Origin of the sequence: Ancylomarina subtilis (assembly GCF_004217115.1) — a bacterium.
Lineage (GTDB): Bacteria > Bacteroidota > Bacteroidia > Bacteroidales > Marinifilaceae > Ancylomarina > Ancylomarina subtilis.
This window is the reverse complement of record NZ_SHKN01000002.1, coordinates 46828-72864: the sequence shown is the minus strand read 5'-3', so window position 1 is coordinate 72864 and position 26037 is coordinate 46828. Positions and strand designations below refer to the sequence as shown.

The following is a 26037-nucleotide window of genomic DNA, read 5'->3' as shown; positions in this document are numbered from 1 at the left end:
TGATTTTTATTATTCTGAAAACTTAGAGTAATTTTGTAGCGATTCAACTACAAAGCAAATCTTATGCAATACAATCTATTAGTCGTATTAGGTGCCACTGCAACGGGCAAAACAACTTTAGCTGTCAATTTGGCAAAATCCTTAAACGGGGAAATCATAAGCGCTGATTCCAGACAAATCTATCGTGGTATGGACCTCGGGACGGGTAAAGACATTGAAGAATATACGATTGACGGACAGGAAATCCCTCATCATCTGATTGATATTGCTGATGCCGGATACAAATACAATGTGTATGAATTCCAGCGAGATTTTGTAGATGCTTTCGAAGCCATTCAGAAACGAAACAATTTACCTCTTGTTTGTGGTGGCACTGGTATGTACCTTGAAGCCTGCCTTAAAGGTTATAAACTCATTGCGGTTCCTAAAGATCAGGAATTTCGGGATACGCTTCTGGATAAGAGTCTTGATGAACTTGGAGAGATCCTTCGATCGTACAAAACAGTTCACAACAATTCCGATCTGGAAACAAAGAAACGTGCCATAAGAGCCATTGAGATTGAACGCTATTACGCTTCACATCCAGAAATTGAGATGAAACATCCTGAGCTAAAACCATTGCTTATTGGAATCAAATTTGACCGAGAAGAACGACGCAATCGCATTTCTCTTCGTTTAAAAGAGAGACTCGAATCTGGGATGATTGAAGAAGTTGAAGGCCTTATCAAATCGGGTGTTAGTCCCGAAGATCTGATTTACTACGGATTGGAATATAAATTTTTAACCAAATACGTGATTGGAGAATTGACTTACGACGAAATGTTCTCTCAATTGGAAATTGCCATTCATCAGTTTGCCAAACGCCAAATGACCTGGTTTAGAAAAATGGAACGCAGCGGATTCGAAATCCATTGGTTGGATGGTTTTATGCCACTCGAAGAGAAAATCGAAAAGGTTAAAGAACTTTGGAATGCATAACATTCCAAAACTCCTATCAAGCCTTACATATAACTTGTAATATCAGCATATTTAATTCGCTGAACACCTAAAGCATCCCATTTTTCGAAAGGAAGTGGGATATTGGGTAGCTCCTTTATAGCATCTTCGATTACGAAAACCTGAATATTCTGCTTAGCCAATCCACAAACAGCACAATCAACACAAACATTAGTAGTCACCCCATAAACAAAAACTTTCCTGGGTGCTAATGCCTTCACCAGTTTTTGCGTATTAGGATTCCCCTCAAACACATCGAACACATCTTTTAAAACAACAATATTTCGAGAAGCTGTCAGATTACGAATCTCAGCTTCGGAATAAACCCTATCCCAATGAACAAACTCAGGTGTATCAGGTTGTGTTTCTTCAACATAGTTAGCACCCCTAGAGTTGGCCATGCAATGCGGTGGGAAAGTTGTAATAAAATCAGGCGTTTCTGACAACTCTTTTGCATCCGGGAAATGATGATCAGCTGTATTAACAACCTGAATATTACACTCTTTTGCCAATAATGTCAAACGCTCCAACAGGGGTAAAATCACCTCAGAACCCGGCACATATAATTTCCCCGCTGGATTCATAAAATCGAACTGCGTATCCACATTCCAAAACAAAAGCTCTTTTTTAAACATATCAATTGATTAGTTAGACTCTAACGAAGCTACAAAAAATCGAACAAAACAGCCTGCTCCAAAGCCATAATCAATCTTATTTAGACAATTGTTTCGTATACTGCATATTGTTTTTTATTTTCATGCAGCAATTTGAAATTATCTATATGGCAACTCCAATACTAATGACACGAAGCAAAAACATCTACCACATTATATTTTGGTTTGTCTCAGTCCTTTTTTGGCTATTTTCATTGTTTCTGGCGAGTGAATACAAAAATGTCCTCACTTACCAAATCATTTCATTAGCAATAGCTTTCAATATTTGTTTTGCAGCCGCAGTATATACAAACCTAAGAATATTAATACCAGCTTTTTTCAAAAAAAAGGCCTTTTTCCTATTCTTTCTATCTCTTTTTATAACGGTAGGGCTTTCAGCACTTTTAATTCAATTTCTACTCATCTATCCGTTAAATAGTTTTCTGACAGAAAATGATGGATTCAAATCATTTGTTTTTACTGATTGGATAAACTTTGCCTTCTTTTCATTTATTTACGTGGGAGTCACAAGTATATTCTCTCTAACCCGCGAATGGTTTATTCTACAAAAAATATCAAGTCAATTAAAAGATATTGAAAAAGAAAAGCTCGAAGCGGAACTTAAAGTGCTAAAAACACAAATCAAACCCCATTTTTTATTCAATTCCCTAAACAACATCTATTCTTTAGCTCTTGATAAATCAGATGATACAGCAACTGTCGTCCTGCAACTATCCGATTTAATGCGCTACATTCTTTACGATTGCAATGAAAGGCTAGTCGATATTAACAAAGAACTTGACTTCACCCGAAACTATATCAGCCTACATAAAATTAGGTTGGATGAAACCACCCCCATCAATTTTATCGTTAATGGTCATTTTGATGGACACAAGATAGCTCCTCTCCTATTCGAACCCTTTATCGAGAATGCCTTCAAGCATGGCTTATACGGAAAGGACCTGGATAGTTTCATAAACATCACTTTCAACTTTGATGAAAATGATCAAATGGAGCTTGTGATTGAAAACAGTTACGATCCCAATTGGGATCAAACTAAAAAGAAAAGTGGAGGAATTGGTATTGAGAATGTCGTCAGACGTCTTGAACTCATTTATCCTCAGAAGCATAAATTAGATATTGAAAAAGGTGAAAAGACATTCAAAATCAGTCTAAATATTGAACTCTCCTGATTGTTGGAAAAAATGACTAATTTGGTAAGCTATTCCCATCACATTAAGACTAACCACTAAGTCTTAGATAGAAAAAGAGATTGACATGAAACTAAAATGCTTAATAATTGATGATGAACCCTTAGCACAACGTGTGTTAGAAAAATACATTGCTGAACTATCAGGATTGGATTTGGTTGGAAAGTGCAGCGATGCTCTTGAGGCGATGGAAGTACTCAAAAAAGAAGAAATCGATTTAATCTTTTTAGATATCAATATGCCTAGATTGAACGGAATCAACTTTCTTAAAACATATAAAAATCCGCCACTAACCATCATCACAAGTGCTTATACCGAGTATGCGGTAGAAAGCTACGAACTTAATGTGCTCGATTACCTTAAAAAACCCTTTGCTTTTCAGCGTTTTCTACAGGCCATTCAGAAAGCAGAAGAACGAATGAAACTAACTGAGCAACAGGAAGAAGTTAGGGGTGATATGGAATACATCTTTGTAAAAGCCAATAAAAAAACAATAAATGTAAGTTTAGATCGTATTCAATACATCGAAGCCCTTGGCGATTATGTGAAAATCTATACCGATTCAGAACACATCGTTACCTATCAGTCTTTAAAGGGGATTGAAAAATTATTGCCAACTCAAAAATTTTACCGCGTACACAAATCCTACATTGTTGCTTTAGCTAAAATAAAATCAATAGAAGGTAATATGGTTCATATGACAAATAACAGCTTACCCATTGGCAACAACTACAAACAAGGATTCCTACAAAAAATCCACATGGGCTAATTTGATGCTTCTGGAATCATCTTAATAAAACATAAAAAGAATCGAACTCATAAGTCTTTAAACAGACTTGTGCCAGTCAACAAACCTCAAAAAAATATAATTCAAATTCAGTTCGTATTTACAGGCTTTTTGCTAAATTTAGACTGAAAACTTGAATATATATTGATCTATAAAATTGTAACTAAATGAAACGACTAACAACATCTCCTTATAGCCTAGTAATCTTAGGATTAATATTCGCAATTAATATCACAGGTTGTAAGCCTGTAGACAAAAAAGCTACAAAAGAAACTCAAACAGAGAAACCTTTGCTTAAGAAAGCCATCGCAAAAGAGGTGAAGGATGTGGTTTATCCACTTCCAACTACCTTTGAATTAACTTCAATGCTGAATAGAATTGGAGCAGATTACATTATTGGCATTTCAAATTCAACTGAAAACGCAGACAAATATTTTACTGAAAAATCAAGAGCGCTAAATCTTGGTATTTACAGTGCAGACTTGAGTTATGCAAGTACATACCACAGAAAACAAGAAACCATGTTGTTTCTAAAAGCATCTAAAAAAATAATTGACAACCTGGAAATCACCTCTGCATACAACGAAACTTTAGTTAGTGATGTTGAGAAAAATCTGGACAAGAAGGAAGAGTTGATCAAAATTATCACCAACTCATTTTACGACACTTATGCTTTCTTAAACAAGAATGGCAAAGCGAACTTATCCCTTTTTGTTGTAAGTGGTAGTTTTATTGAGGGCTTGTATATCGCAACTCATATTTCAGACAACACATTTACCAATCCTGAAATTGTAAAAGTGATTTACGATCAAAAAGATTCATTGGAACGTTTACTAAAAGTTCTTCAGCCTGAGTCTCAGGACCCAAATATTGCTTCATTGATTAATGATTTCAATGGTTTAAAAGCAAGTTACGATAAAATTGAAGGAAGCATGACTAAGCCTCAGCTTGAAGAAATTACAGCAAGTATTGTTAAACTTAGAGAAGCGATTGTAAAATAAACCATTTCGGTTTAAAATCTTCAGAATAAATTCAAAACTGCAATTCAAACGAATTGCAGTTTTTTTATGCTTTGTTTTTGCATGCCTTTTAAAATTTCTGACAAATAAATTGTATTTTTAAATCTGTGCGAAAATCACAATTAAAACCTTTTACTCTAAAATCAAATCTAAAAAAACTCAACGCTTAAAATGGGAGAATCTATCTTAAATGCATTGATGCACCTTTTTGCCATAGTAGCCAATGCCAAAGAAGAAGGTGTTTCCACCAAAGGGAAAGATATTGTTGATAATTTCCTGAAGCGATATGTGAGTGCACAAGATGAAGAAGAGTACATGAATTTATTCCTAAACTACTATGAGTTCTACCATAGAGAGATGGAATATCAAGCCAATGTTCATGACAAAACCACCAATATAATTTCCCTATCTGAGGCGGCCAGCGTTTGTGTCAAAATCCGATCAGAACTCATTCAGGAGGAACGACTTATCGTTCTGATACGCCTATTGGAATTTATCTACGAAGATGGAATCGTAAGCGAAGGAGAATTTGAATTCATTAGCATTGTTGCTGAAAATTTCAACATCAAACGAAATGAATTTCAGAATGCGATTGTCTTTATTATAGGCGAAGATTTCCTGGATAAATATGACAAAAACAAATTTCTGATTATCAACAATCAGATTACCGAATGGTCAGAGAACCTTTCCTGGTTCATGAAAAAAGATCAGAAAACCAATCACGATCAAACAAAACATCTCTATTGCGAAAATTTATATGGGAAATTAATCGCACTTTATTTTCCTTCTGCCAACCTTATCGTATTCAGATATCTTGGCGAATTAAATCTTTACCTTGAAGGAAACAAAATTATAAAAGGCCAAAGCTACCGATTGAAACACGGTTCAATTATTAAAGGTCCCAATATTAATTCCATCTATTATTCCGATCTGGCCAGCATCTTTCTAAAAGAAGACAATCAGGAAAATATCGTTTTTACGGTAAAAGATGTCATGTTCAGATTTAGAAATTCAAACAATGGGATTCATAATTTCAATATCTCCGAAAAAAGTGGACAGCTTATTGGAATTATGGGAGGTAGTGGTGTTGGTAAATCCACCCTTCTCAATGTCCTTAATGGCAATCTGCCTCTGAACAGGGGTGAGATTTTCATTAATGATTTTGAAATACATCGCAACAAATCAGCCATTCAGGGGCTTATAGGTTTTGTGCCACAAGACGACCTTTTGATAGAAGAATTAACGGTATTACAAAACCTCTATTACAACGCTAAACTTTGCTTTAAAGAATATACCCAACGTCAAATTCTAAAAACCGTTCATACCCTACTTCACGATTTGGCTCTTTACGAGGTTAGAAATCTAAAAGTGGGTAATCCGCTAAACAAATTCATCAGTGGAGGCCAGCGTAAACGCCTGAATATTGGCTTGGAACTGATGCGTGAACCTGCGATTCTTTTGGTTGACGAACCCACATCGGGCTTATCATCTACGGATTCTGAAATGATCATGAATCTGCTCAAACAGCAGACACTTAAGGGAAAACTCGTTATAGCCAACATCCATCAGCCCTCATCGGAGATTTTTAAAATGTTCGATAAGCTCTGGATTATGGATAAGGGAGGCTACCCTATTTACACGGGAAACCCAATTGATTCTATTGTTTATTTTAAGACACAAAACTCTCAGGTTAACGCTTCAGAAAGTGAGTGTGTGACTTGTGGTAATGTCAATCCGGAACAGATTCTTCAAATTGTTGAGACCCGAAAGATTGATGAAAACGGAAAGCCAACTCGTGAAAGAAGAACAAGTCCTAAGCAATGGAACGAAAAATATCGAAAAAATATTGATGCGCCTGTTGAACCCGTCAAATCAGAAAGCAGTTTACCAAAGAGTGACTTTAAGATTCCTAATCGAATAAAACAATTCTCAATCTTTTGGATCAGAAACCTTCTTTCTAAACTAACCAATAAGCAATATTTAATCATCAACCTGTTTGAAGCACCACTTTTAGCTTTCATTCTGGGTTATTTCACCAAGTACACTTCTGCATCAGGTTACGTGTTTGGTGAGAATAAGAACTACCCCGTCTTTCTATTTATGGCGGTTGTTGTTTCAATGTTTATTGGACTGAGTGTGAGTGCTGAGGAAATCATTCGTGATAAAAAGATTCTTCAGAGAGAAAAGTTTCTAAACCTTTCAAGAAATGCCTATCTCTTTTCAAAGATAACCTTCTTATTTTTACTCTCAGCCATACAAACCTTAAGCTTTGTCCTATTGGGAAACTATGTGCTCGAGGTTCAGGGGATGACACTCTCTTTTTGGCTCGTTTTATTCACAACATCCTGTTTTTCAAACATGGTTGGATTGAATATTTCTTCCGGACTGAATTCTGTTATTACAATATACATCCTTATTCCTCTGATTTTGGTTCCTCAGTTGCTTTTAGGAGGAGCCATGATAAAATTCGATGACTTACACAGTGGAATCACGAATAAGATATATGTTCCTGTTATTGGTGACTTAATGACAACTCGCTGGGCCTACGAAGCTATGGCAGTCACTCAATTCAAGGATAATCAATTTGAAAAATATTTCTTTGATTTTGAAAAAGGAGTGAGCGATGCAGCTTTCAAAAGCTCTTTCCTAATTCCTAAAATTGAATCAATTCTAATCGATTGTGAAAGGAATATCGAATTCGAAAAAAACTCAGAGGAAACTAGAAACCATTTCCACCTTCTTAGAAACGAAATTTCTGAATTATCCGAAGAGGCCGGATTTAAGCCTTTCGAAAGTCTGCACAAGTTAAATATGCTGGATTTTAACCTAAATATACTTGAACAAACCAGACAATATCTCGATGGAATTAAGCTTTATTTTATGGGGCTAAGTAGTGAATCGAGTTACAAAAAAGACTTCCAGTATTCACAGCTTGTAGACTCGTTGGGACGTAACGGGGTTTACGATTTCAAACAAAGTTTTTACAATCAAGCATTAGCTGACTTGGTTTTGAACCGAACAGAAGTCAACAAAATGATTGAAGTTGATCAGAGACTCATTCAAAAGAAAGATCCCATCTTCATGTATCCGGACTCACGATTTGGGCGAGCTCACTTTTATGCCCCTGTAAAAAGGATTGGAAACTTTTATATCGACACCTATTGGTTCAATCTCCTTGTTATTTGGATAGGGACTGCCCTCCTATTTGGAATGCTTTGGGCTGACTTACTTAGAAAACTGGTCGACTTTTTCGAAAGCCTCAGATTGGTACAAAAAGAAAAAAAAATCAAACCCTAACTGAAACAGATTTATGATTTAAATCATAAATCTGTTTCGGGTTTTCTGTTCTCTAATAGGCAATCCTTTTAGCCAAACTCCCATACTTTTCTTATGTTTGTGCTCATTAGTAATGACAAACTAAAAACACAACACATGAATTTTAAATTTTTAATGCTTCCTGTTCTGGCTTTAGCTTTTGCAGGTTCAAGCATGGCACAAACTCAAGGTGCTATCGACAGCAAAACGCTTAATGAAATACGCAGCAGTTTCAATGCTGATGCTTCAACTCAAGCCTTGCAAAATGCAATTACAAACAGTAAAAGCATTCGTGAGCTGGCACTTAACCGCTCAAAGATTGGCCAAACTGACCATTTCTTTAAATACAGAGTAGATGTAAAAGGGATTACCAACCAGAAAAGTTCGGGGCGTTGCTGGATGTTCACCTCAATGAACACCATTCGTCCAAATGTTATTAAAGATCTTAATTTAAGCTCATTCGACTTTTCTCACAACTACAACTACTTCTGGGATCTTTTCGAAAAATCAAACTTGTTCCTTGAAAATATTATCGCAACAGCTGATAAAGATATGGGGGATCGTGAAGTGGTTCAATACTTCAAAAGCCCTGTTGATGATGGTGGTGTTTGGAATTCATTTTTTAATGTAGCTAAAAAATATGGCGTTGTTCCAACTGAAATTATGCCTGAAACAGCAATTTCTAATAATACCGGACAACTTAACCGTATCCTTAAAGAAAAACTAAGAGGTGAAGCCTACAAAATTCGCCAATTAGCAGCTAAAAAAGGGAACAGCAAAAAAGTTCAGAATGCTAAAGTAGAGGTTCTAAAGGACGTTTATCGAATTCTAGCTCTTTCTCTTGGTCAACCTCCTGTTGATTTCACCTGGAGATACAAAGATGCGGATGGAAAAGTAAGCGAGGCTAAAAAATACACTCCCCTTGAATTTATGAATCTGGTAGCACCTGATTTTGCAAAAGACGAAATGGTGATGATCATGAACGATCCAACTCGTGAATATTATAAAGTTTACGAAATTAAAAACTACCGTAATCTTACCGAAGGGGTGAATTGGACCTATCTTAACTTGCCAAATGATGATATCAAAACATTTGCCATGGCTTCTATCAAGAACAACCAGGCCATGTATGCATCTTGCGATGTTGGGAAACAGCATAATCGCAAAGCAGGTGTGATGGATATCAACACCTACGATTACGCTTCTTTATTTGGTGTTAAATTCGATATGGATAAAAAAGCACGTGTCTTAACTCGTCAATCAGGTTCGTCTCACGCTATGACTCTGATTGGAGTGGATGTGGATGAAAACGAAGTGCCCGTAAAATGGGAATTCGAAAACTCATGGGGAACAAGTTCAGGACACAATGGTTACATCACTTTCACTGATGAATGGTTTAGTGAATACATGTTCCGTGTAGTTATCAACAAAAAGTACCTAAACGAAAAGGCTATCAAAGCTCTTGACAGCAAGCCAATTCAACTACCTGTTTGGGACTATATGTTCTAATAAAATGGTTTGAATCTTAATTTCAAATCACAACATACAATTTATCCAGCGCCCCAAAACAATGTTTTGGGGCGCTTTTCGTTCTAAAGCATATAGAACATTAACGTATCAGACTTCTGAATTCGGGTATCAAATTATTCCGATTTCTTCGTCTAAATTACCAGCGATCTCATGATCAGATTCACAGATATTCTTATCTTTGAATTATTCTAAATAAGCCTTAAGAAAAACCTATATACACAAACAAAATCATGCAAATACGAAAGAGCGGAGCCAAATATTCGGCCATAGTTGGCATTGGAGAGAAGATTAGAAATAAGAGTATTGAGACTGGGAAAGAATATTTACTGCTCAATCGTGGTGTCAATGCAGTTTGCAATATCGATTTAAGCTCTGTTGTTGAGGATATGGATTTTAACAGCAATGCCATGCAGGTTTATCCGCCCGCCCAAGGCCGCGTAGAATTACGGGAGGCGATCAATCAACACTATTTTGACAACAAAAGTCAACTTTCAAATATCAGCATTAGCGGTGGAGGTATGTCAGCTCTAGATCTAACATTCCAGACACTTGAGGTTGATCAAATCCTTTTACCCGAGTATTATTGGGGATCTTACTTTCAGGTGATGACCATTCGTGGAATGCAGGCTGGAAGTTATAGCGATTTTAACGATTTAGAGGATCGCTTAAGCCAAATTAAAAATTCTGCCGTCATTATCTGTGATCCCAATAACCCTATTGGGAATAAAATTGAAGATTCTGAACTCATTCGAATCATCAGAATTCTTAATGAAAATGGAACAACTGTTATTATCGATTGTCCTTACCGAAGAATTTTCTGTGATAAGGAAGACGAATTCTATCAGGAATTACTGGCCTTTAAAAATGTAATCATTGTTGAAAGCTTTAGCAAATCTCTAGGTCTGAGTGGTCAGAGATTGGGCTTTGTTCATTCTACAAATTCGGAATTCAACACCGAACTTAGCATTCGTTTAATGTATGCAACCAATGGGATCAATGCCTTTTCACAACTTCTGGTCGCAAGCCTATTGACATCCGAAAAAGGCAAACTGGCCAGCAAAAATTTCAAACAAGTTACAGTTGACGGCATCCGTCAGAATATAGATTATCTAAAAAAGAAAGGACTCCTCGCATCTGAATTTTATAATGAAAGCGAGGCAATTGGCATCTTTGTCATTTTAAACAAATCTGAGGAGGAACTCTTAGAAAAAAGAATTGGATCTGTATCGCTAAGTTATTTTACGAGATACAAAAAGGAAGAAGCAGCCCAATACGCACGAATTTGCGTATCGGTAGCCCCTGATAAATTCAAACAATATTTCGATCAATTCTAGACCAATATTAAAGCAGATTTTCTGACAAACTCCTTAAAAAATCAAACCATGTTCAAAAATAATATCACAAAAAATATATTACTTACCCTTGCCCTGCTGGCCTGTGGTTATGTCGTGGCTCAGTTGTTTAATTACTCAATATTGTCAGATGACAATAACGAACATATTGGAACTGAATATATGGACAAGTATAATGTCTATGCGATCCAAATTCCCAACCAGCTTCAGTTTGCAGAGGAAGAAGTTCCTCTTGATCGCTGGGATGTAAAAGAATCCCTTGATAGAGAATTACTCGTAAACACCTATTGGCAATCGCAAACCCTACTGTTTTTAAAACGAGCCAACCGCTATTTCCCAATAATAGAACCCATTCTTAAAAAAGAAAATGTTCCCGACGATTTTAAATATCTAGCCTTAATTGAAAGTGGCTTAATACCTACAGTTGTTTCTCCAGCTGGCGCTGTTGGTGTGTGGCAATTTATGGCTCCAACGGCTAAAGACTATAAACTGGAAGTGAACAAAGAAATTGACGAACGTTACAATATTGAGAAATCAACCTATGCTGCTTGTAAATATTTAAAAGATTCTTACGAAAAATTCGGTTCATGGTCTTTGGTTGCGGCCTCCTATAATGCAGGACGTTCGCATATTTTATCACAAATGAAACTTCAGGATGCAGGAAATTATTACGATTTATTACTAGGCGAGGAATCGGCTCGTTACATGTTCCGAATTGTAGCTGCAAAACTCATTATGGAAAATCCTCAGAATTTCGGCTTCAAGTTTCGCGAGTGTGATCTATACCCAAATATTCCGACCCGCAAGCTTAAAATTAAAACCGGGATTAAGGATTTTGCTCTTTTTGCTAAAGAAAATGGGGTCAATTACAAACTTTTGAAATTCTTTAATCCCTGGCTTAGAAAGCCCTATCTCACAAATAAATATAAAAAAGAGTACGAAATTACACTTCCTGCCAAAGGATATATTAATTTTGCATTTTCTGAATACAAAACGTCTCAAGAAAAAAAGAACTAGAGGGTGGCAATTTAGACCCAATGGAGTTTACCTAGCCTTGAGAGAATTGAGACCATATAAAGCATAAGGAGATTGTAGATTGAAAGATAAAGCTAAGCAAACCGTTTCAAATGAAATTTTGGAAACAGAGAACATTGATGTTCTTGGAGCCAGAGTTCATAATCTTAAAGATATTGATGTTAGCATTCCACGTAACCAATTATCGGTTATTACCGGTTTAAGCGGTAGTGGAAAATCATCATTGGCTTTCGATACAATTTATGCAGAAGGCCAACGCCGATACATCGAAACCTTCTCGGCTTATGCGCGTCAGTTCCTTGGTGGAATGGAACGCCCGGATGTGGATAAAATAACGGGGCTGAGTCCTGTTATCGCCATCGAACAAAAAACGACAAACAAAAACCCACGCTCTACAGTCGGTACCATCACGGAGCTTTACGACTTTCTTCGATTACTTTTTGCCAGAGCCAGTGTTGCCTATTCGTACGAAACAGGCGAGAAAATGGTCAAGTATACCGATGAGCAAATCATCGACCTGATCTACAATAAATTCAACGAAAAACGTATTTATATTCTGGCCCCGATTGTTAAGGGACGAAAAGGTCACTACAAAGAACTGTTCGAGCAAATTAGAAAAAAAGGATTTCTATATGCTCGTGTCGATGGCGAAATCGTGGAATTGCTTCACGGTTTTAAAGTGGATCGCTATAAAAGCCACACCATTGAAATTCTAATTGACAAATTGGTGGTGGATGAAGTTGGTGACAAGCGTCTGAAAGAATCGATCCAGACAGCTATGAAACATGGTAAAGGCATTACCATGATCATGGACAAGGATAGTGAAGAAGTTAAATATTACAGCCGCTTACTGATGTGCCCAAGCACAGGACTTTCATACAACACGCCTGCACCACACAGTTTTTCTTTCAATTCCCCACACGGAGCATGCCCAAAATGTAAGGGCCTGGGTCGAATTAGTGCCATCGATATTGAAAAAATCATTCCAGATGACAGTATCAGCATCCATTCAGGCGGAATTGTTCCATTGGGAAAATACAAGAATAGCTTGATATTTTGGCAAATTGAAGCCATTGCCCGCAAGTACAATTTCGATTTAAAAACCGCAATCAAAGATATTCCTGAAGAAGCTTTAAGCATTATTCTTGATGGTTCAAGTGAAACATTCAAGCTTGAAAATACACCTCTGGGAAGTTCTTCAAACTACTTTTTAAGTTTTGATGGGGTTCTGAAATATATCTCAAATCAGGAAAGCAGTACCACTTCGAAAAAGGCAAAAAAGTGGGCCGAACAATTCATAAAGAATACCCTTTGTCCAACTTGTGAAGGGCAACGTTTAAAGAAAGAATCGCTTTATTTCAGAATACACGATAAGAACATTACCGATTTGGCTCAAATGGATCTGAGTCTTTTGAGCGAATGGTTTTCTGAAGTAGAAGCACACTTAAGTAGCAAACAACTCAAAATAGCGAGTGAAGTTTTAAAAGAAATCCGCGATCGACTGGAGTTCCTTCTTGATGTCGGCTTGGAGTATTTATCACTAAACCGAAGTTCAATAAGCCTTTCGGGAGGTGAATCACAACGAATCCGACTGGCAACACAAATCGGTTCCCAACTGGTAAATGTTCTTTATATTCTCGATGAACCCAGTATTGGTTTACACCAGAGGGACAATCAAAAATTGATTCAATCCCTACGCCAACTGCGTGATTCCGGGAATTCTGTTGTCGTGGTTGAGCACGATAAGGATATGATTCAATCCGCAGACTATGTTGTGGACATGGGGCCATTTGCGGGAAAACATGGCGGAGAAGTTGTTTTTGCCGGTACGCCTGATAAAATGCTAAAAGGAAATAGCTTAACATCGCAATACATCAACGGTGAAAAAGAAATTCAGGTTCCGACAGAGCGTAGAAAAGGAAACGGTAAAGCCATCAAACTAATGGGTTGTAAAGGAAATAACCTAAAAAATGTGGATGTTAGTTTCCCACTGGGACAATTCATCTGTGTTACAGGTGTTTCGGGAAGTGGAAAATCGAGTTTAATTAATGGTACCCTGCAACCTATTCTTTCTCAGCATTTTTACCGATCAGTTAAAGATCCTTTAAGCTACGAGAAAATTAAAGGGATAGAGCATATCGACAAGGTTGTGGAAGTGAATCAGGCGCCATTGGGGAAAACCCCGCGTTCAAATCCGGCAACCTACACCAATGTTTTTGGTGATATTCGTAAGCTTTTCGAGAAACTACCCGAGTCTCAAATTCGAGGCTATAAAGCGGGTCGATTTTCATTTAATGTAAAAGGTGGACGTTGCGAAACTTGTCAGGGAGCTGGCGTTCGTGCCATCGAAATGAATTTCCTGCCTGATGTTTACGTTCATTGTGATGAGTGTAACGGAAAACGCTACAACCGCGAAACCCTTGAAGTCAGATACAAAGGAAAATCAATTGGCGATGTTTTAGATATGACCATCAATCAAGCGGTTAAATTCTTTGAAAACATTCCGGCTATTCTGCCTAAACTAAAAGTTTTGCAGGACGTTGGCCTGGGCTATATCACATTAGGACAACCATCTACAACTCTATCCGGTGGCGAATCACAACGCGTTAAACTTGCCACTGAACTTGCAAAACGCGATACAGGTCAGACCCTTTATATTCTGGATGAACCCACAACGGGTTTGCATTTTGAAGACATACGTGTCCTGCTTGAGGTCCTTGATCGCTTAGTAAACAAAGGCAATACAGTAATCGTCATTGAGCACAATATGGATGTAATTAAGGTCGCAGATCACCTTATTGATATTGGACCCGAAGGCGGTCGAAATGGAGGTCAAGTCTTGTGTTACGGCACTCCGGAGAAAGTCGTAAAATGCAAAGAATCCTTTACAGCAAAATTTCTTAAGGAAGAGTTGCTTTAATTAGATTCTGCGATTGCTAATTGAGTAAAATATTTTACATTTGTTATTTGAAACTATTCTAAATTGAAGAATCAAAATCAAATGAACAAAATCACTCTACTAATACTATGCCTGGGGATTTCTTTGGGATTTCAGGCTTGTAATTCTAAACAAAACAAAGTTGATAATAAGCTGATTTCGGTCAGTATTCTTCCTCAAAAATACTTTATAGAACGTATTGCCGGAGAAGATTTCAAAGTAAATGTACTTATTCCTCCAGGAGCAAGTCCGGCTAGCTATGAGCCAACTCCGAAACAAATGCAGGAAATGTCTCAATCATCCTTGTATTTAAAAATCGGTCACATTCCTTTCGAAAAGGCTTGGTTAAACAAATTATTTGAAGGGAATTCTCAAATTAAAAGTATCGATATTTCTGAGGGAATTGAATTTATTCGCGGCCCCGAATTTCGTCATGGCGATCATGTGCATGAAGGCGGGATTGATCCGCATGTTTGGTCATCACCTAAAACGGCAAAGCAATTGGTGGCAAATACATTTAAGGTTTTGGTTGAATTGGCACCTGAAAAAAAACAGGAATACACAATGAATTATATGAAGTTGATGGCAGATATCAACATCATGGATAAAGGAGCAGAAGCTATTTTTAGCCAAATGCCATCAAAAGCATTCATGATCTACCATCCAGCACTTTCGTATATCGCCCGCGATTACGGTTTGACTCAAATCTCAATTGAACACGATGGTAAAGCACCATCGCCAGCTCATATGAGAAACATGCTTGAGTTGGCTAAAAAAAACCAGATCAAAATTATTTTCTTGCAAAAACAATTCAATATTGACAATGCCAAAACCATAGCAGCAGAAATTGATGCTGAATTGATTCAAATTGATCCTTTAAGTGAAGATTGGTTAACGGAGATGAATCGAATTTTAAGCTATCTAAAACAATAGAGGCTTAATATCGAATCGCAAAAACACGTGTTTAAATCCAAAATCATATTTTCTGAGAATTACTTCGTATTTTGTATGAACTCAGAATGTGAGTTGATCTCAAAACAACAAGAAAAAAAATGACCAAACTACTTGAATTAAAGTCTGTTTATGCTGGTTACGACAACAAAATCGTTTTAAAGAACGTTGACCTCGTTGTTAAGAAGAATGATTTCCTGGGTATTATTGGCCCCAATGGTGGGGGGAAAACGACTCTGCTAAAGGTGATTTTAGGCTTGATCAAACCCATTGAAGGAAGTATCGATTTCAATAATATTGATGACAATCTGATTGGATACCTACCTCAGATTAATACCATCGATCAAAAATTTCCTATTTCTGTCCGCGAAGTTGTTTTATCGGGATTGATGTCACACAAAAAATTATTTGGCAGATATCAATCCGAAGATAAAAAGAAAGCTAAGGAATTAATGGAGCAAATGGGCATTCTTCATCTTAAGAATAAGAATATTGGAGAGCTTTCAGGTGGCCAGTTACAACGGGTATTTCTTTGCCGAGCCATCATATCCAATCCTCAAATCCTGATTCTTGATGAACCGGACACCTATGTTGACAGTCATTTTGAAATGGAGTTGTACGGGGTTTTAGATAAACTTAACGAACACATGGCCATTATTTTGGTTTCCCATGATATCGGCACAATTAGCTCACATGTCAAAACCATTGCATGTGTCAACGGAAGTTTGTGTTATCACGATTCAAACATCATCAATCAGGAGCAACTCAAAACATACAACTGTCCGATCGATTTAATTACTCATGGCGATGTTCCCCATCGCGTTTTGAAAAAACATTAAATCACGGACCATCTGAAATCAAAGATTCATGAACGAAATCATTGACATTTTAAGCTACAATTTCTTCCAGAATGCCATTGGTGCAGCCATTTTAGCCAGCATTTCATGTGGAATTATTGGGACATATATCGTTGCCCGCCGTATCGTATTTATCAGTGGTGGTATAACGCATGCTTCATTTGGAGGCATTGGAATTGCCTGGTTTTTGGGGCTCAATCCTATACTGGGTGCAGCCGTATTCGGCGTTTTTTCAGCATTGGGTATCGAATGGGTGTCGAAAAAAACAGATGTGCGCCAGGACTCAGTCATAGGCATTCTTTGGGCTTTGGGAATGGCATTGGGAATTATATTTATTTATATGACTCCAGGTTATGCCCCAAATCTTATGAGTTTCTTATTTGGTAGTATTCTCACCGTATCGAGTCTCGACTTATACCTGCTTTCAGGCTTAAGTATTTTAACCATTTCTGTTTTTGCCCTAATGATGCGCCCCATTGTTTATGTGGCCTTTGACGAAACCTATGCACAAACACATAAAGCACCTGTGCAATTTCTCAACTACCTGATGATTGCTTTAGTAGCCTTGGCTATTGTTTTAAATATCAAAGTTGTGGGAATCATACTGGTTATTTCATTTTTAACCATTCCACAAACCATTGCCAATATGTTTACACAGGATTTTGGTAAAATGATTCTCGGAGCAATAAGCTTCGGTATAATTGGCTCACTTTTAGGCTTATTCATGGCTTACAAATTAAATGTACCTTCGGGTGCAACCATTATATTCTCATTCGTTATTTTGTTTATCATTGCCAAAATAGTTCAATTAAGTCTTTTAAAACTAAGCAGAAAAGTGGACGAATAAGCGTTATTTAGAATTAGAATTAATAAATTAGCAGCAAATTTAGATCAGATCGGGATTCTATAATCACAGAATCATAAACAGATCGAAAAACGTAATATGTATTAATAAACTAAACAACAAAAATAAAAAATGACTTACGATTTAATAGTAGTAGGAAGTGGACCTGGAGGTTATGTAGCCGCCATTAGAGGTGCACAATTGGGTATGAACGTTGCCGTAGTTGAACGTGCCGAACTTGGTGGCATCTGTTTAAACTGGGGATGTATCCCAACCAAATCATTATTAAAATCAGCTCAGGTATTCGACTATATGAAGCATTCGGCTGATTATGGTATCGCTGTTGAAGGTGAGATTAAGCCTGATTTTGAAAAAATTGTTGAGCGTAGCCGTGGCGTTGCCAATAAAATGAGTGCGGGTATTCAATATTTATTGAAAAAGAACAAGGTTACCGTTATCAATGGTTTTGGTAAGCTGACGGCTGACAAAAAGCTGGAAGTTTTGGCTGAAGATGGTAGCAAAACGAACTACGAGGCAAAGCACATTATTTTAGCTACAGGAGCTCGCTCTCGCGAATTACCAAACTTGCCTCAGGATGGTAAAACTATTATTGGTTATCGTAAAGCTCTAACCCTTGAAAAATTACCTAAATCAATGATTGTTGTTGGTTCTGGTGCCATTGGATCTGAGTTTGCATACTTCTACTCAAGCCTTGGAACTCAGGTTACTTTGGTTGAGTTTATGCCAAACATTCTTCCTATTGAGGACGAAGAAGTTTCAAAACAAATGGGACGTTCGTTCAAAAAGAATAAAATTAAGGTGATGGTTAACTCATCGGTTGAGTCTGTTGAAGGAACCGAAGGTGACCTAAAAGTAAACATCAAGAATAAAAAAGGTGAAATTGAAGTTCACGAGTGTGAAATTGTTCTTTCAGCTGTAGGTATTACACCTAATACTGAAAATATTGGTCTTGAAGAGGCTGGTGTTGTAACCGAAAACGGACGTGTTGTTGTTGATGATTATTTCCGTACAAATGTTGAAGGCGTTTACGCGATTGGTGATATCGTAGCAGGTCCTGCATTAGCTCACGTAGCTTCTGCTGAAGGCATCTGTTGTGTTGAAAAAATCGCAGGTATGCATGTTGAACCTATCGATTACACAACAATTCCGGGTTGTACCTATACAACGCCTGAAGTTGCTTCAATGGGATTAACTGAGAAGGCTGCTAAAGATGCTGGTCACGAAATTAAGGTGGGTAAATTCCCATTCTCTGCTTCGGGTAAAGCGAGTGCTGCCGGTGCCAACGAAGGTTTCGTAAAATTAATTTTCGATGCGAAATATGGTGAGCTTTTAGGAGCGCATATGGTAGGTGCTAACGTAACTGAAATGATTGCAGAATTGGTTACTGCTCGTAAACTTGAAACAACAGGTCACGAGTTAATCAAAGCTATTCATCCTCACCCAACTATGAGTGAAGCGGTGATGGAAGCTGCTGCAGCTGCCTATGATGAAGTAATTCATATCTAGTATATCTGAAAAGATTATTAGATTTATATAAATGTAAAGCCACGATATTATCGTGGCTTTCTTTATGTCTACGCCTTCTTTAAATAAAAATTATTCCGAAACAATTCTATCCATTTTTATATCGTGCTCATCGGTTGGTACCGACTGCAATAGCTGGAAATCGAAACAGACACCCAGCTTGTATGCCTTAAGGCTTGAGAGTAACCTGTCGTAATACGCTTTGCCCCTCCCCATTCGATTGTTATCCACATCGAAAGCAACCCCTGGAACAAGAATTAAGTCTATTTCATCATAATCCAAAAAGAGTTCACCTGAGGGTTCAGGAATACCAAAGTTCTCACCCGCAACTAAATCTTCTTCGCCTCTAAACACTCGCAAATCGAGATCGTTACCATTCACGCAGGGCAATATCACACGCTTGCTCGCTGCCCACTTCACTACAAAATCAGAAGTTTGAACCTCATCGTCCATAGCCCAATAGAGCATCACTGTTTTGGCAGAAATAAATTCGGGTAATTGCTCAACTTTATCCAGAATAAGCTTCGATCGGCGAACTTTCTCTTCCAGGCTTATCGCATTTTTTAGTTGACGAATCTCTTTACGTATCCGCTTCTTTTCTTCATCTATCATTATAGGATAATATTCTGTTCTTAATATTTATCAAGGCTGATAAGCTGACTCTCTTAGTATCGCTGCATAATCATTATTCGCCATCATATCCTGTAAGCTTATTTCAGAATGTTTGGTCATATACGATTTCACAATCTGCAATCCAATCCATGTTCCAATACGACCGGGCGATTCTTGGGGCATACCCGTAGTAAATGGGGCATCATGAATATAGTTACGAAGCATACTGCTTTCTGTACTAAACAGGTGTTTTTGTTCAATCAGGTAAGCCCAAACTTGCGCCTCATTATTCACACACCATTGCAAATCCTCAGGGCTGTATTTCATAATATCATATTCCGCTTTTTCCGGCATTAGGGCTTGTAAGAAATACAAGATTTTACCCTGATAAATCATTTGCTCCATCAGATTCTGCGCTTTGGCTTTAAAAGGAAATTCAGTCAAACCATAAGCCAATAAAATATCCTGAGCAATCCGCTCGGGAGTCATATTTTCACGTAAATATATAGGACGACTCAAAAAGGCATAAAAATCACAATCCTTCCCTAGATACTTATCCAAACTCACCCCAATCAGCCCCTCATCAACAACTATAGATTGGTTAAAACCCGAAAGCTGTGAAAAAAGTTTAGGTATCGTTTTATTGGGATAATAGTATTTAAGATGCTTAAACCCTTCGGTCAATTCGTTCTCCTGTGAATCCAAATTAGGAAAAACAGAATCAATTCTATCTGCCACAAGGTTCATGGTTGAATCGTTGAGAAATTTATTCAGATATATGGGAAAGTTTGGATCTTCAACCTGGCCCAAACCAATGACCCTCTCTGAATAAAGTTTTAATACTTTTGGATATTTCTCTTTCAGTTCATTAAGTGATCCATTCTTTTTTAAAGCAAACAAATCCGTTTCAAATCGATCTATTTTTATATCCAACTCGATATCAGACACATCAACTTTTAGTTTATTCGATTGGCAAGCAACAAAAACACAGGCCAGTCCTAAAAGCATACTCAATGCTAATCTTCTCATTTTATAACAATTAAATTTATGGCTGAACTTATAAACAAAAAAAGCATATTCTACTTTATTGAAAAATAAGTTCCATTCAAAATTACCAAAATACGGGAGGCATCAAAGTTAAAAAGCCATATTTCTAGCTCTAAAATTTGTCTATTCATTAGGGCATTGAGCTTTAAAAGATTAATGATTTATCATTAACTTTGCCCATCACCCCAAGAGGGGATTAAATCAAATTATCGTACAAATCATACAGAAATGAAGATTGTTCTAGCACAACTTAACTATCATATAGGAAATTTCGAACTTAATACGGATAAAATCATTACGGCTATCGAAAAAGCCAAGACTGAGAAGGCAGATCTTGTCGTTTTTTCTGAGCTGGCAATCTGCGGTTACCCACCTAAAGATTTATTGGAACGAAAAGATTTTATTGAAAAAACACAGGCTGCCATGAATCAGGTAGCCACTCATTGTATCGATATTGCAGCCGTTGTTGGTGGTCCTTCAATCAATCCTCATGCTAAAGGAAAAAACTTGTACAATTCGGCCTTTTTCATCAGCGAGGGGAAAATTCAGAGTATACACAATAAAACCCTCCTGCCAACCTATGATATTTTTGATGAATATCGTTACTTCGAGCCAAATACGGAGTATAGTTTGGTTGAATACAAAGGGAAAAAAATAGCCATAACGATCTGTGAGGATTTATGGGAGCAACAGCCTGTTGATAATAATTTTGCAAAGGAAGCCCTGTATACCATTTCACCTATGGAACAGTTGAACCCTCTTAAACCTGATTTTGTTGTCAATATTGCAGCCTCACCATTTTCACACAATCAGCGACACATTCGAACAGAAATTCTTCATGCTGTATCAAAAAGATATCAATTACCCCTTATCTATGTGAATCAAATTGGTGCCAATACCGAATTAATTTTTGATGGCGATTCAATGGTGCTCAACTCAAAGGGAGACGTGGCGTGTCGACTCAACTATTTTGAAGAAGATTATGCGCTTATCAATCTCGATGAAATTGAAAACTTAAAGGTTGAAGAAAAAGAGATCGATTATATCGAAAAAATACACGACGCTCTGGTTCTGGGCTTAAAAGACTATTTTCAGAAAATGGGTTTTAAAAAAGCAACACTAGGGCTATCCGGAGGGATTGATTCAGCCGTCACCGTTGTTTTAGCTGAAAGAGCGCTTGGGAAAGAAAATGTTCGTGTTTTACTCATGCCTTCTGAATTTTCGTCAGATCATTCGGTAAAAGATGCCATCGATTTGGCAAACAACCTGGGTATCCAGTACGAAATTGTTCCTATTCAGGATATCTTCAAATCTTTTGAAGCCAGCCTCGCTCCTATTTTTGGCGACTTGCCTTTTAATGTTGCTGAAGAAAACATCCAGGCACGAATCAGAGGAACTCTGATGATGGGCTTATCCAATAAATTTGGCCATATCCTGCTCAATACCTCCAATAAGAGTGAATCAGCGGTGGGCTACGGCACACTTTATGGCGATATGAATGGTGGCCTTGCCGTCTTAGGTGATGTTTACAAAACAGATGTCTTTAAACTGGCCTATTATATGAACAAAGACAAAGAGGTTATTCCACTTAATAGTATTGTAAAACCGCCTTCAGCTGAATTACGACCTGACCAGAAAGACTCCGATTCCTTACCAGACTACGACATTCTGGATAAAATTCTTTTTTTATATATCGAAAAGAATATGCCTGTGAATGAAATTATAGAACAAGGTTTTGCTAAAGAGGTGGTTGATAAGATAATTCGTTTGGTGAATATGAACGAGTATAAAAGATTTCAAACAGCACCTGTTTTACGCGTTTCGTCGAAGGCTTTTGGCTATGGCAGAAAGATTCCTTTGGTTGCTAAACATTAGAAAAAGTCAAAAGCACCTGAATGTCTGATAATTAAACACACAAAATGATTGAAGATTAATTTCTTTATTCCTTTTGCCATTTAATTTGATTTTCATACATTTGGAATGTTTTATAACATATCCGATTACTAAAATTCATACACCAGATCCGATCATGATTGAGAGTGAAAAAAAGATTAGAGAACAAATCTGCGTTGAGGTAATTAACAATCCGAATTCAGTTTTCAATGTTCTTTCTCCAGAAGAAAAAGAGAATTTACTTCAAAATATGAGTTGTAGCTTTTTTAAGAAAGGTGAATATATTTACAAAGAAGGTGAAAAACCTCTTGGGCTCATCTCATTGAAAGAAGGGAAAGTTAAAATATTCAAAGAAGGTGTTGGCGGTCGTGAGCAAATTGTACGTATGGCTAAACCAGTTGGTTTTATTGGGTACAGAGCTCTTTTCGCAGAAGAAAACAATATTGCATCTGCAGTTGCTATTGAAGATTCAATCACTTGTACCGTTAGTTATGACATGATTCTAAAACTGATCAAAACAAATTCTGAACTTTCATTAAGTATCATTCGTTCTTTTGCAACCGAATTGGGATTCTCTAATAACAGAACCGTTACTTTAACTCAAAAACATATTCGTGGACGTTTGGCAGAATCACTACTATTCCTTCGCGACACATACGGTTTCGAGGACGACGGAGTCACCATCAAAGTCTACCTGTCAAGAGAAGATATTGCAAACTTATCCAACATGACAACCTCAAATGCAATTCGAACACTATCGACCTTTGCAGGCGAAGGTGTGATTGCGATTGATGGTCGGAAAATTAAAATTTTAGATAAGGTTAAGCTAGATCGAATTAGTAAACTAGGTTAATCCTAGCCATAGATATTAAAAGGGAATTCATCATATGAATTCCCTTTTTTCATGCCTTTAAATGCCATAAAAAAAGCCTGAGTGACAATAATCACTCAGGCTTTTCTTACGAGAAGTTTCCTTCTGTAAATCTTGACTACTTCAATAATTTATCTAGTTCAGCCTTTAGCTCGTCACCAAATACTTTATTGGCAACAATAACGCCATTCTGATCGATAACTACAGTTGCAGGAATAGAATTGATTCCATAAAGTTTAGCAGCAGCAGAATTCCAATACTCAAGATCAGAAACATGATTCCAGATTAAGCCATCTTTTTCAATAGCTTTAATCCAATCCTCTTTTTTCTTATCCAATGAAACACCTAAAAACTCAACGCCTTTATCATGCAGTTCATTGTAAATTTCTACCATATGAGGGTTTTCTCTACGACAAGGACCACACCATGATGCCCAGAAATCCATAACAACAACCTTACCTTTAAGACTTGAAAGGCTAAAAGGTGTACCTTCTGGTGTATTTAAAGTAAAGTCAGGAGCTGGTTGACCAACGGCAACTTTATTTAATAATTCAATTCTGTCATTGATGGCAATAGCGCTTCGAGTCGCTTTAACATCTTTGCCAAAAGTATTATACAACTCCTCAACCTCGTTAACTTTTAACTGGTTAAGAAGGTTATTTTTAGTTACAATAGCAACTGCTGCAGAATTACTGTTCGCTTTAACAAATTTCTTGATGTTTTCCATTTTTTCGGCATCAATTGCATCATATTCAGCAATTGCCTTTTTAACAGCTTCTTCATCTTTTTCAGCATTTGCTTTTCTATAAGCCGCAACAATAGGTTCTTGTTTAGCCTTGTATTCCATCATAGAATCCACAAATTTCTTATAAAGATCCTGAGTAGCAGACCCCGTAATTTTTGCATCACGCAAAGCTTCAATATTTGCTTCAACCTGAATCGGTGCATTCTCTAGAAATACAGGAATTGCGCCTCTTTTGTCTCCTATTTGTAAATAATACATATCAGGAACAGCGACACTTCCTTCGATTTTAAATTCACCATTTACAATATCAGCTGAATCAATCTTCACAAGTTGTCTGTCTTTTTCAATATTCAGAAAGATTTTCCCCTCTGTTTGACCTTCAATCTTACCTGAAAGTTCGTATTTTTTTTGAGTATTGCATGCAGCAAATAAAACTGAAATTGCAACGCCCACGAAAAGTAATTTTTTCATAAAATGTGTTTTAAAATTTTAAGTTTAGAATCCGCTAAAACTAATTAATTAATTTGAGTCCAGAAACTTATTTCGATAAGTGTATCATATAAACCATTAATATTGGTTTTAATCAGATGTATTACATATAAGGGGCGTTATTCCCCTTTTTTTACCTCGTCGTAATACGTGTTCAATAATTTATAAGCAGCTATAAAAGAGCTCATCTCATCACTTAAAACTTTTGATTCAAAATCAGGAATCATCCCTTTGATTTTCTTATCGTGATAAAAATTATCTCTTAATTGTTCATGAATTGTTTCATACATCCAATATTTTGCTTGCTCACGTCTACGGTGATCGAAGTAATTATTCTCCTGGGTATGCTGACAATAATCCATGATGGTATCCCAGATTTCATTTATTCCTGTACGCTCAAGAGACGAACAACTCAACACCTTTGGTGACCATTTTGAAGGTGACAGAGGAAATAAATGTAAGGCATTTTCAAATTGAACGCGTGCCAATTTCGCTTTGGTGATATTGCTTCCATCACACTTATTAATGGCAATGGCATCAGCCATCTCCATAATACCGCGTTTGATGCCTTGCAATTCGTCACCAGCACCTGCAATCTGAATCAGCAAAAAGAAATCGACCATAGAATGAACAGCCGTTTCGGACTGCCCCACCCCGACAGTTTCAATTAAAATGGTGTCAAAACCCGCAGCCTCACAGAGAATTAAACTCTCACGAGTTTTACGTGCCACGCCGCCTAATGAACCCGCAGATGGTGACGGACGTATATATGCATGAGGATCTACGGCCAGTTCTTCCATCCGTGTTTTATCACCCAAAATACTCCCTTTGGTTCTCTCACTACTTGGGTCAATAGCCAAAACAGCCAACTTGTGTCCCATAGCTGTTACATGCTTTCCAAAAGCTTCGATAAAGGTACTTTTCCCAGCGCCAGGCACACCCGTAATTCCTATTCGAGTTGATTTACCAGAATAGGGTAAACAGCGCTCAATAATTTCCTGAGCCACCTTTTGGTGTTCAAACTTTGAACTCTCAACCAAAGTGATGGCCTGACTTAAAATAGCCATATTACCATCCAATATACCTTTCACATACTCTTCAATAGTATATTTCTTTCTTTTCCTATTTTTAAGACGTTCTGCTATTTTAGGGTTTATTGAAGGTGGTTGACTTATGCCGGAATTAACAGACAACCCCTTGAATGAAGGATCATTTTCGATATGTCCTTTATCTTTTTTATCTACCATGACTGTATATTTTTTACTTAAAGGCGATATAACGATCTTATCTTTTTACATCAAAATTTGTAAAGAAATTCTATCACATTTGAAATCCTAAGATGACAAA

Annotated in this window: 20 protein-coding genes; 15 read left to right on the top strand and 5 right to left on the bottom strand. The window is 37.1% G+C overall.

The window, feature by feature from the left end; genetic code table 11:
• Positions 1 to 63 precede the first annotated feature (63 nt).
• Complete coding sequence (miaA, locus tag EV201_RS11260) at positions 64 to 978, top strand: tRNA (adenosine(37)-N6)-dimethylallyltransferase MiaA (RefSeq protein ID WP_130307754.1); 915 nt, start codon at positions 64 to 66, stop codon at positions 976 to 978.
• A gap of 23 nt (positions 979 to 1001) precedes the next feature.
• Here the strand turns inward: miaA and EV201_RS11255 are convergent, their stop codons facing one another.
• A complete protein-coding gene (locus EV201_RS11255; protein ID WP_130307753.1) occupies positions 1002 to 1631 on the bottom strand; it encodes a cysteine hydrolase family protein in 630 nt (209 codons plus the stop codon).
• 146 nt (positions 1632 to 1777) lie between these two features.
• Between EV201_RS11255 and EV201_RS11250 the strand changes: the two genes are divergently transcribed.
• The 12 genes from EV201_RS11250 (at position 1778) to lpdA (ending at position 19015) form a co-directional block, all read left to right on the top strand.
• Positions 1778 to 2842: a sensor histidine kinase gene (locus tag EV201_RS11250; protein WP_165389641.1), complete on the top strand. Its 1065-nt coding sequence runs from the start codon at positions 1778 to 1780 to the stop codon at positions 2840 to 2842.
• A gap of 85 nt (positions 2843 to 2927) precedes the next feature.
• Positions 2928 to 3629 (top strand): LytR/AlgR family response regulator transcription factor, encoded by a 702-nt coding sequence (locus EV201_RS11245; protein WP_130307751.1) that lies wholly within the window; start codon positions 2928 to 2930, stop codon positions 3627 to 3629.
• Between the two features lie 185 nt (positions 3630 to 3814).
• Positions 3815 to 4648, top strand: a complete 834-nt coding sequence (locus EV201_RS11240; RefSeq protein WP_130307750.1) for a hypothetical protein — start codon at positions 3815 to 3817, stop codon at positions 4646 to 4648.
• Between the two features lie 189 nt (positions 4649 to 4837).
• Positions 4838 to 7963, top strand: a complete 3126-nt coding sequence (locus tag EV201_RS11235) for an ATP-binding cassette domain-containing protein (RefSeq protein ID WP_130307749.1) — start codon at positions 4838 to 4840, stop codon at positions 7961 to 7963.
• A 135-nt stretch (positions 7964 to 8098) separates the two neighbouring features.
• Positions 8099 to 9490, top strand: a complete 1392-nt coding sequence (locus tag EV201_RS11230) for a C1 family peptidase (protein ID WP_207224471.1) — start codon at positions 8099 to 8101, stop codon at positions 9488 to 9490.
• Positions 9491 to 9741: 251 nt separating this feature from the next.
• A complete protein-coding gene (locus EV201_RS11225) occupies positions 9742 to 10845 on the top strand; it encodes a pyridoxal phosphate-dependent aminotransferase (protein ID WP_130307748.1) in 1104 nt (367 codons plus the stop codon).
• Between the two features lie 48 nt (positions 10846 to 10893).
• Positions 10894 to 11880 carry a lytic transglycosylase domain-containing protein gene (locus EV201_RS11220; RefSeq protein WP_130307747.1) on the top strand — a complete coding sequence of 329 codons (987 nt, stop codon included), beginning with the start codon at positions 10894 to 10896 and terminating at the stop codon, positions 11878 to 11880.
• A 79-nt stretch (positions 11881 to 11959) separates the two neighbouring features.
• Positions 11960 to 14818 (top strand): excinuclease ABC subunit UvrA, encoded by a 2859-nt coding sequence (uvrA, locus tag EV201_RS11215; RefSeq protein WP_242610483.1) that lies wholly within the window; start codon positions 11960 to 11962, stop codon positions 14816 to 14818.
• Between the two features lie 81 nt (positions 14819 to 14899).
• The gene (locus EV201_RS11210; RefSeq protein ID WP_130307746.1) at positions 14900 to 15769 is read left to right on the top strand and encodes a metal ABC transporter solute-binding protein, Zn/Mn family; all 870 of its coding nucleotides are present in this window, start codon (positions 14900 to 14902) and stop codon (positions 15767 to 15769) included.
• 119 nt (positions 15770 to 15888) lie between these two features.
• Positions 15889 to 16626 (top strand): metal ABC transporter ATP-binding protein, encoded by a 738-nt coding sequence (locus EV201_RS11205; RefSeq protein WP_130307745.1) that lies wholly within the window; start codon positions 15889 to 15891, stop codon positions 16624 to 16626.
• A gap of 28 nt (positions 16627 to 16654) precedes the next feature.
• Positions 16655 to 17491, top strand: a complete 837-nt coding sequence (locus EV201_RS11200) for a metal ABC transporter permease (RefSeq protein ID WP_207224470.1) — start codon at positions 16655 to 16657, stop codon at positions 17489 to 17491.
• A 129-nt stretch (positions 17492 to 17620) separates the two neighbouring features.
• On the top strand, positions 17621 to 19015 hold the full coding sequence (gene lpdA, locus EV201_RS11195; protein ID WP_130307744.1) for a dihydrolipoyl dehydrogenase: 1395 nt from the start codon (positions 17621 to 17623) through the stop codon (positions 19013 to 19015).
• A gap of 90 nt (positions 19016 to 19105) precedes the next feature.
• Here lpdA and EV201_RS11190 read toward each other — a convergent pair whose 3' ends face one another.
• Positions 19106 to 19645, bottom strand: coding sequence for a 5-formyltetrahydrofolate cyclo-ligase (locus EV201_RS11190; RefSeq protein ID WP_130307743.1), 540 nt, complete (start codon positions 19643 to 19645; stop codon positions 19106 to 19108).
• 30 nt (positions 19646 to 19675) lie between these two features.
• Complete coding sequence (gldB, locus tag EV201_RS11185; protein WP_130307742.1) at positions 19676 to 20674, bottom strand: gliding motility lipoprotein GldB; 999 nt, start codon at positions 20672 to 20674, stop codon at positions 19676 to 19678.
• 246 nt (positions 20675 to 20920) lie between these two features.
• Here gldB and EV201_RS11180 point away from each other — a divergent pair, with 246 nt between their 5' ends.
• Together EV201_RS11180 and EV201_RS11175 are read left to right on the top strand one after the other, a co-directional pair.
• Positions 20921 to 22567, top strand: a complete 1647-nt coding sequence (locus EV201_RS11180) for an NAD+ synthase (RefSeq protein ID WP_130307741.1) — start codon at positions 20921 to 20923, stop codon at positions 22565 to 22567.
• 154 nt (positions 22568 to 22721) lie between these two features.
• Positions 22722 to 23438 (top strand): Crp/Fnr family transcriptional regulator, encoded by a 717-nt coding sequence (locus EV201_RS11175; RefSeq protein WP_130307740.1) that lies wholly within the window; start codon positions 22722 to 22724, stop codon positions 23436 to 23438.
• Positions 23439 to 23574: 136 nt separating this feature from the next.
• On the opposite strand, the gene EV201_RS11170 is transcribed toward EV201_RS11175, so the two are convergent.
• Together EV201_RS11170 and meaB are read right to left on the bottom strand one after the other, a co-directional pair.
• Positions 23575 to 24672 carry a TlpA disulfide reductase family protein gene (locus tag EV201_RS11170; protein ID WP_130307739.1) on the bottom strand — a complete coding sequence of 366 codons (1098 nt, stop codon included), beginning with the start codon at positions 24670 to 24672 and terminating at the stop codon, positions 23575 to 23577.
• A gap of 137 nt (positions 24673 to 24809) precedes the next feature.
• Complete coding sequence (gene meaB, locus EV201_RS11165; protein ID WP_130307738.1) at positions 24810 to 25937, bottom strand: methylmalonyl Co-A mutase-associated GTPase MeaB; 1128 nt, start codon at positions 25935 to 25937, stop codon at positions 24810 to 24812.
• Positions 25938 to 26037: the final 100 nt, after the last annotated feature.

Excerpts from the sequence above, each read along its gene's own strand:
- miaA (WP_130307754.1), top strand. The coding sequence starts at position 64 with ATGCAATACAATCTATTAGTCGTATTAGGTGCCACTGCAACGGGCAAA.
- EV201_RS11255 (WP_130307753.1), bottom strand. The coding sequence starts at position 1,631 with ATGTTTAAAAAAGAGCTTTTGTTTTGGAATGTGGATACGCAGTTCGAT.
- EV201_RS11250 (WP_165389641.1), top strand. The coding sequence starts at position 1,778 with ATGGCAACTCCAATACTAATGACACGAAGCAAAAACATCTACCACATT.
- EV201_RS11245 (WP_130307751.1), top strand. The coding sequence starts at position 2,928 with ATGAAACTAAAATGCTTAATAATTGATGATGAACCCTTAGCACAACGT.
- EV201_RS11240 (WP_130307750.1), top strand. The coding sequence starts at position 3,815 with ATGAAACGACTAACAACATCTCCTTATAGCCTAGTAATCTTAGGATTA.
- EV201_RS11235 (WP_130307749.1), top strand. The coding sequence starts at position 4,838 with ATGGGAGAATCTATCTTAAATGCATTGATGCACCTTTTTGCCATAGTA.
- EV201_RS11230 (WP_207224471.1), top strand. The coding sequence starts at position 8,099 with ATGAATTTTAAATTTTTAATGCTTCCTGTTCTGGCTTTAGCTTTTGCA.
- EV201_RS11225 (WP_130307748.1), top strand. The coding sequence starts at position 9,742 with ATGCAAATACGAAAGAGCGGAGCCAAATATTCGGCCATAGTTGGCATT.
- EV201_RS11220 (WP_130307747.1), top strand. The coding sequence starts at position 10,894 with ATGTTCAAAAATAATATCACAAAAAATATATTACTTACCCTTGCCCTG.
- EV201_RS11210 (WP_130307746.1), top strand. The coding sequence starts at position 14,900 with ATGAACAAAATCACTCTACTAATACTATGCCTGGGGATTTCTTTGGGA.
- EV201_RS11205 (WP_130307745.1), top strand. The coding sequence starts at position 15,889 with ATGACCAAACTACTTGAATTAAAGTCTGTTTATGCTGGTTACGACAAC.
- EV201_RS11200 (WP_207224470.1), top strand. The coding sequence starts at position 16,655 with ATGAACGAAATCATTGACATTTTAAGCTACAATTTCTTCCAGAATGCC.
- lpdA (WP_130307744.1), top strand. The coding sequence starts at position 17,621 with ATGACTTACGATTTAATAGTAGTAGGAAGTGGACCTGGAGGTTATGTA.
- EV201_RS11190 (WP_130307743.1), bottom strand. The coding sequence starts at position 19,645 with ATGATAGATGAAGAAAAGAAGCGGATACGTAAAGAGATTCGTCAACTA.
- gldB (WP_130307742.1), bottom strand. The coding sequence starts at position 20,674 with ATGAGAAGATTAGCATTGAGTATGCTTTTAGGACTGGCCTGTGTTTTT.
- EV201_RS11180 (WP_130307741.1), top strand. The coding sequence starts at position 20,921 with ATGAAGATTGTTCTAGCACAACTTAACTATCATATAGGAAATTTCGAA.
- EV201_RS11175 (WP_130307740.1), top strand. The coding sequence starts at position 22,722 with ATGATTGAGAGTGAAAAAAAGATTAGAGAACAAATCTGCGTTGAGGTA.
- EV201_RS11170 (WP_130307739.1), bottom strand. The coding sequence starts at position 24,672 with ATGAAAAAATTACTTTTCGTGGGCGTTGCAATTTCAGTTTTATTTGCT.
- meaB (WP_130307738.1), bottom strand. The coding sequence starts at position 25,937 with ATGGTAGATAAAAAAGATAAAGGACATATCGAAAATGATCCTTCATTC.